Origin of the sequence: Halalkalibacter alkalisediminis (genome assembly GCF_028610705.1) — a bacterium.
Lineage (GTDB): Bacteria > Bacillota > Bacilli > Bacillales > Bacillaceae_D > Halalkalibacter > Halalkalibacter alkalisediminis.
On sequence record NZ_JAQQWT010000001.1, the window covers coordinates 501889 to 508782 of the forward strand.

Sequence of the window (6894 nt, forward strand, 5' to 3'; positions counted from 1 at the left end):
AAACGATGAGTAAAAATATTAGAGTTCAAATTGCAAAAAGAGCAGAAAAAGAAATAAAGAACGGATTTTATGTTAACCTTGGAATTGGAATGCCGACAATGGTTGCTAATTACATTTCTGAAAACAAAAACGTCGTTTTACAATCAGAAAATGGTTTATTAGGAATAGGTCCTTATCCATCAGAAGATCAAGTGGACCCAGATTTAATTAATGCCGGAAAAGAAACGGTCACAGCGATACCAGGTGCTAGCTTTTTTAGTAATGCAGAGTCGTTTGCTATGATCAGAGGAGGTCATATTGACTTAGCGATCTTAGGAGGAATGGAAGTGGCCGAAAATGGCGACTTGGCAAATTGGATGATCCCTGGAAAAATGATTAAAGGGATGGGTGGTGCGATGGATTTAGTGCACGGTGCTAAAAAAATCGTTGTTATTATGGAACACGTAAATAAAGCAGGCCAACCGAAAATATTAAAAAAATGTTCGTTGCCTTTGACGGGTCAAAGGGTAGTTGATCGAATTATTACAGATCGAGCAGTGATAGATGTGACAGAAGCTGGTCTAGAATTAGTAGAGGTTGTTGAAGGCTATACCATTGAGGACATCATTCATTCAACGGAACCTCAATTAATCATTTCAGATAAATTAGTTTTGAAAAAAACTAGATGAACATTTCCCCCAGTTGTTAAACACTGGGGGAAAAATCATGTTTCCTAGCTATAAATTGCCATTCGTGAATGACAAAGTAAGTATTGCTTATCTATCAAACTTGTATAAAACTTGTAGTATAATGAAAAGGATTGAATGATCTTGTACGTTAAAGCAGTGTTAGGAGGATTCCTCATTCTGTTTTAGCGCATAATATTATTTCTTTTTCTTTTTCTTTATCTTAGAAGAGGTGATCGTATGAAAGAGAAATCATGTTGTTCGGTTAAACGAAATCTAAATACTAGTGTAATAGTGGAAAAAAAAGAGTCAATGGAGATTAAGAAATCTATGAAGCGTAGGCATGATGAAAACCTTATTGAACTCCCCGGTGGAGAATTCTTAATGGGAACAGATGATAAGGATGGATTCGAATCTGATGGAGAAGGCCCCATTCGCAATGTATACGTGAAACCATTTGCTGTTGATCGCTTTACAGTTACAAACGAACAATTCAAAGAATTTATTGACGAAACTGGCTATAAGACGGATGCAGAACAATTCGGATGGTCGTACGTGTTTCATCTTTTGGCATCCGATCAAACGAAACGTGAAGTCATCGGTTCGCCCCAACAAACACCATGGTGGTTAGCAGTAAAAGGAGCTAGTTGGGAACATCCAGAAGGGCTAAATTCTTCCATTGAAGATCGAATGAATCACCCCGTTATTCATGTATCATGGAATGATGCGATCGCTTACTGTAAATGGTCAGGGAAAAGATTGTTAACAGAAGCTGAATGGGAATATGCAGCTCGTGGTGGTCTTGTTCAAAAGAGATACCCATGGGGAGATAAATTAACGTATAAGAAAAAGCATTTATGTAATATTTGGCAAGGAGAATTCCCAGTGAAAAATACAATCAAGGACGGCTATCTGTCAACAGCCCCTGTTGACGCGTTCGAACCAAATGAATTTGGCTTGTACAATGTAGCAGGAAATGTATGGGAATGGTGTTCAGATTGGTTCATCAGGTACATCCAAATGAGGATGTGATACAAAATCCTAAAGGACCGAAACAAGGAAGTGAAAGAGTGATGAGGGGAGGTTCCTATCTTTGCCATCAATCCTATTGTAATCGCTACAGGGTGGCTGCTCGAACGAAAAACACTCCTGATAGTTCAACAGGAAATATGGGATTTAGAAGTGCTGTTGATCTATAATGATTGTATAAGGAATTATCTGAAAAAAAGTTGCAAAGGAGGGGTGTCTATTGTTTAACCATACTAATCGCAATATGTTGGCTCATTATAATCAAGAGCTGTTGATGAGAGACTTACTAGCGGGGATCACACTTTTTGTTATGCTTATTCCTCAAGGAATGGCATATGCAATGTTAGCTGGGCTTCCGCCAGTTATGGGGTTATATGCAGCTACGGTTCCTTTGTTTATTTACGCTTTATTTTCTTCTTCCAAACATTTGTCCATTGGTCCAGTCGCCATCACATCTTTACTTGTTTTTTCAGGGGTTTCTATCTTGGCAGAGCCTGGTTCAAGGGAGTATATCTCATATGCTTTAATGCTTGCAGTGATGGTGGGGGCTATACAGCTTTTGTTAGGGGTTAGTAAATTAGGGTTTATTGTTAAATTCATTCCGCATTCGGTGATGAATGGATATACATCTGCTGCAGCGATTGTTATTGGACTTAGTCAGATCAAACATATATTAGGTATTGATTTAGGAAATCACTTACAAGTTCACTATATCCTACTTGGGGTTTTAGAAAATATAAAGGGAATTAATCTAATAACGGTTATGATTGGAGTAGCTAGTATCATAGTCCTTATCATCACCAAAAAAATGGCTCCTCGTGTACCGGGTGCTTTATTGGTTGTTGCTTTATCGATTCTATATGTCTCCTTATTTGGCTTAGATAAAAATGGTGTTCAAATTGTTGGAAATGTTCCCCAAGGTTTTCCACAATTGGTGATCCCTTCGTTTTCACTTGAAACGGCTCAGCTCCTCATTCCGATGGCAATCACCATTGCCCTTCTGGGTTTTATGGAGTCCCTAGCGATCGGAAAAGCGATTGCGAAGAAAGAGAAATATAAACTCAATCCAAATAAAGAATTAAAGGCTTTAGGGTTATCTAATATGATTGGAGCTTGCTTTCAATCCTTTCCAGTCAATGGCAGTTTTTCACGGACCGCTGTGAATCATCAATCAGGCGGTGCGACTCAAATGACATCTATCATAACAGGTGTAATGATTATTATTACATTGTTGTTTTTTACTTCATTCTTTTATTATTTACCAAATGCCGTCTTGGCAGCTATTATTTTAGTAGCTGTATATAAGTTAATCGATGTAAAGGAAATGAAGCACCTCTTTCAAGTGAAAAGGTTCGAAGGCTGGGTATGGGTTACAACGTTTCTCGTCACGCTATTTATAGGTATCCAATGGGGGATTATTATTGGGGCTGTCTTCACGTTAGTGTTATTGTTAAATCGAAGTTCGAAACCAGCGATTGTAGAATTGGGTTATGTAAAAAGAGAAAAAACGTTTCGTAATATTAAACGATACAAAGAAGCAGAGACTTCAGATGAGGCAGTTATTTTAAGAATCGATTCTAACCTCCATTTTGCCAATATCTCTTTTGTGGAAGAAAAAGTAAAAGACGTCTTAAAGAAGAAAAGGGGGGCAAGATGGTTGATCATTGATATGTCTGGAGTCAATGATGTTGATACAATATCGGTTGATACATTGGAGGAAATGATTGATTTCTATCATGAGAAAGGGATTATTACTTTGTTTGCGAGTATGAAAGGATCGATTCGTGATACCGTTAATACTGTCAATTGGAATCAAAAATACAAAGAACAACTGAACCATTTATCATTAGAGCAGTTATTAAAAGTGAAAGGAATTAGTATAAATAAGCGTGATGAATTTATCATTGATGTAATGGATTTTCAAATTTGAGAGTATATTGTTTATCTTCAAAAGTATTATATTGAATTGATGCAAAAAAATGTAGAAATGCTTTCACATTTTTTTTGTTCTATTAATTATTCTTTAGTTATGCTACTCAAAAGGAGATTGTTGAGAGAGTTCGAATACTCGGTCAAGTTATTCAAGAATTTCAAGGGTTACAGGAAGAACGTTAGAAAAGCATCTCTGAATTTCATTATGTTAGCCTTGCTGCTAAAACAAATGGATATACCGAGTTTAAGACGTCTTTTCTTATTTTATTAATAGATGGTCATTCGTTTGTGAGAATCCCTACATGAAGTGTGTAGGGATTTTTGTCGAATTTAAAGTGAATTCCTTGATCATACACGTACTAGGCTGATACAGAATATAGATTCAATGTTTGAGCCTCCATATCCTATACGGAATTATAAACAGAGTAAACTTTATTCACTTGAAATGAAGGAAGGAGACTATACTAGAAGTAAGTGCGGTCTTAAAAAATTCCAGAATGAAAATTCGTGAAAGAAGACTTTTTTAGCCGCTTTTCCATGAATTTGTTAGAAAGCTTTTATTTATTACTTTTCTTATTCAAACTATTTGATTTACCTTCTTCGGTAATTACACGGTCAATGTCAAGATATGGCTTGCCGCGAATGGCTTCATTAGTAATGATATTAACGGTTCCCTTCCTATTGTCTGCCATCTAACGATTAGCTCCTTTGAATAGTGGAATCATCACCTTGTTATCTCCATTGTTACCGAAAACGGTGCTGAATATCCAGTAGGAAGTTAATAAATTCACATACTGAATGACATGATACCTCAAGATAAAACGATGTTTTTCGATTAAATAGAGGAGTATTTGTACACATTAATAAAGCTTATACTTTTAAATCATCGATTTACCGAGGGCAAAAATTTATGAAGAAAACGTTAATTGGTTTATTAGAATCCTTAGAAATACAAGGGAACGAGGATATTGACATTACTGGAATTCAACTCGATTCAAGAAAAATTAAGGATGGGGATTTATTTGTAGCGGTTTCTGGGCATGAATCAGATGGTCACGAATTCATTCACTCTGCGATTGAAAATGGAGCTGTTGCTATTATTGGCGAGAAGAAACTTAAAGAAATACTGTCGGTTCCATATATCCAAGTGTGTGATTCAAGGAAGGCACTGTCGATATTGGCTAATCATTTCTACGATTTGCCTCACCACAAGCATAAAATGATTGGCATTACAGGGACAAATGGAAAAACAACAACCTCTTATTTGTTACACCATATATTGCAACATAATGGAAAAACGGTCGCTAGGTTAGGAACCGTTGAATATGTGATAAATGGGGATAAGAGAGAATCTAGTTTAACTACGCCGGATGCCATTTTGTTACAACAAATGCTTCATGAAAGTGAAGATGAATATGTAGTTATGGAAGTTTCTTCTCACGGTATAGACCAATATCGGGTACATGGTCCAATGTTCGACTATGCACTTTTTACAAATTTGAGTCATGAACATCTAGATTATCACAAAGACCTAGAAAATTATTATAGAACGAAGAAAAAATTATTTCGGTGTCTAAAAAATGAAGGCAAAGGTTTAGTTGGAACCTATGGCTCATGGGGAGAGAGATTGTATGAAGAGTTAGCGGAAGAATTGATTCCTTCTATTTCGTTTGGACAGTCAAGCGGGGGAGAGTCGATTTATTTAAAAGCTTATCAGACTGTTCCTAACGTGAATTTAGTATTTGATGACAATGGAAAAGAGCAAGTCATCCAAATGAAAATTCAAGGTGAACACAATGTTTATAATGCGATAGGAAGCTATATATGCGCAAGAGAGATAGGGCTTTCTCCTAATGAAGTCATCGAGGCGTTGGAAACATTTGAAGGTGTCCCCGGAAGATTCGAAACAGTGGAAATACCAAATGGCGCAAGGGCGTTCATTGATTATGCGCATACACCAGATGGTCTTCAGTATGCGTTACAAACAGCAAAAGAATGCACAGAACAATCTCTCTATCATATTTTGGGTTTTAGGGCAAAAAGAGATTGTTCCAAAAGAGAAACGATGGTTGAAATTAGTCAAAACCTTAGTGACTATGTATTCCTAACATTGGATGATTTGAATGAAACGGAAAAAGAAAAGATGTTGGCTGAGTTAAGAGAACTAAGCAAGCCATATCAAAAGATTGTTGTTTTGGACGATAGAACGGAAGCAATAGCACATGTTTTATCTCTATTAAGAAAAGGCGATGGAATGATTATTACAGGAAAAGGTCCGGAAAATTATACAGAAGAGTACCGTTATAAAACACGTAACGATAAAGAAACGATTTTAAAAATATTGGAAGAGTCAGGATTTGAGGGATTTAAGACGAGTTTGTAAAGATAGCGTCTCTTTCTTCTGTTGACTATAAAAGGCTATGCTTCGCTACCGAAGCATGGCTTTTTATAGATCAGTAAAACGGTTAATTTATGATTACATTATTAACCGCTTAAACTCCGATATTGAAAGTGAAAAAGAAATAGAAACATTGCTAATAAATGAAAGAGCAATCCTTTATATCTTCGAGAACACTGAACCGGTATTTTATTTTAACGGTGGTATAGACTTAGATATTACAGTTGCTGATATACTAAATTCATATCAAAAAGAAATAGATTCCAAATATGATATTGTCTCCGGCATGGATTCTTTCAATCGGAACATTGTAGTGATTTCAAATAATAAAGATAATAAGGTTTCTGAAAAAGGAGTCTTTAGTAATTTAAAAAGCTTCTATGTTATTCTAATCACCTTAATCTGTTTGTTGTTATTAATTGCTATATATTACGGTGTTAAAATAGGAAAAGTAATACTGCATGTGATGTCTTGGATTAATTGAATCGGCTACACTGAACTAGACAGAAAAATTAAGGTCAAGTAGACTACAGATAATACAATCGAGGAGAATCTACGATGACTAAAAGAGAACGCCGAACATTTACTGAAGAATTTAAACAACAGATTGTGCAGCTTTATAACAGCGGTAAACCAAGGAAAGAGATTATTCGTGAATATGACCTTACTCCTTCATCTTTAGATAAATGGGTGAGTCAGAGTCAGACCTCCGGTTCTTTCAAGGAAAAGGACAACTTAACAGACGAACAAAAAGAATTAGCGGAACTAAGAAAACGAAATAAGCAATTAGAAATCATTAGCATTGCATAAATAAGTATCTCTATTGTCAATCGAATTGTTTCGTTGAAGGTTAAATTAGAAAGAATATTC

Annotated in this window: 4 protein-coding genes and 2 pseudogenes; 5 read left to right on the plus strand and 1 reads right to left on the minus strand. The window is 35.9% G+C overall.

Annotated elements, in window-relative coordinates; all coding sequences use genetic code 11:
• The first annotated feature begins 5 nt into the window (after window positions 1-5).
• The 3 genes and pseudogenes from PQ474_RS02475 (at window position 6) to PQ474_RS02485 (ending at window position 3624) form a co-directional block, all read left to right on the plus strand.
• Complete coding sequence (locus PQ474_RS02475) at window positions 6-668, plus strand: 3-oxoacid CoA-transferase subunit B (RefSeq protein WP_273840254.1); 663 nt, start codon at window positions 6-8, stop codon at window positions 666-668.
• A gap of 237 nt (window positions 669-905) precedes the next feature.
• A pseudogene (locus tag PQ474_RS02480) lies at window positions 906-1864 on the plus strand (formylglycine-generating enzyme family protein).
• A 50-nt stretch (window positions 1865-1914) separates the two neighbouring features.
• Window positions 1915-3624 carry a SulP family inorganic anion transporter gene (locus tag PQ474_RS02485; protein ID WP_273840256.1) on the plus strand — a complete coding sequence of 570 codons (1710 nt, stop codon included), beginning with the start codon at window positions 1915-1917 and terminating at the stop codon, window positions 3622-3624.
• 559 nt (window positions 3625-4183) lie between these two features.
• On the opposite strand, the gene PQ474_RS02490 is transcribed toward PQ474_RS02485, so the two are convergent.
• On the minus strand, window positions 4184-4318 hold the full coding sequence (locus tag PQ474_RS02490; protein WP_273840258.1) for a hypothetical protein: 135 nt from the start codon (window positions 4316-4318) through the stop codon (window positions 4184-4186).
• A 218-nt stretch (window positions 4319-4536) separates the two neighbouring features.
• Here PQ474_RS02490 and PQ474_RS02495 point away from each other — a divergent pair, with 218 nt between their 5' ends.
• Both PQ474_RS02495 and PQ474_RS02500 read left to right on the plus strand, forming a co-directional pair.
• A complete protein-coding gene (locus tag PQ474_RS02495) occupies window positions 4537-6009 on the plus strand; it encodes a UDP-N-acetylmuramoyl-L-alanyl-D-glutamate--2,6-diaminopimelate ligase (protein ID WP_273840260.1) in 1473 nt (490 codons plus the stop codon).
• A gap of 573 nt (window positions 6010-6582) precedes the next feature.
• Window positions 6583-6819, plus strand: a pseudogene (locus PQ474_RS02500) (transposase); the annotation flags it as partial.
• Window positions 6820-6894: the final 75 nt, after the last annotated feature.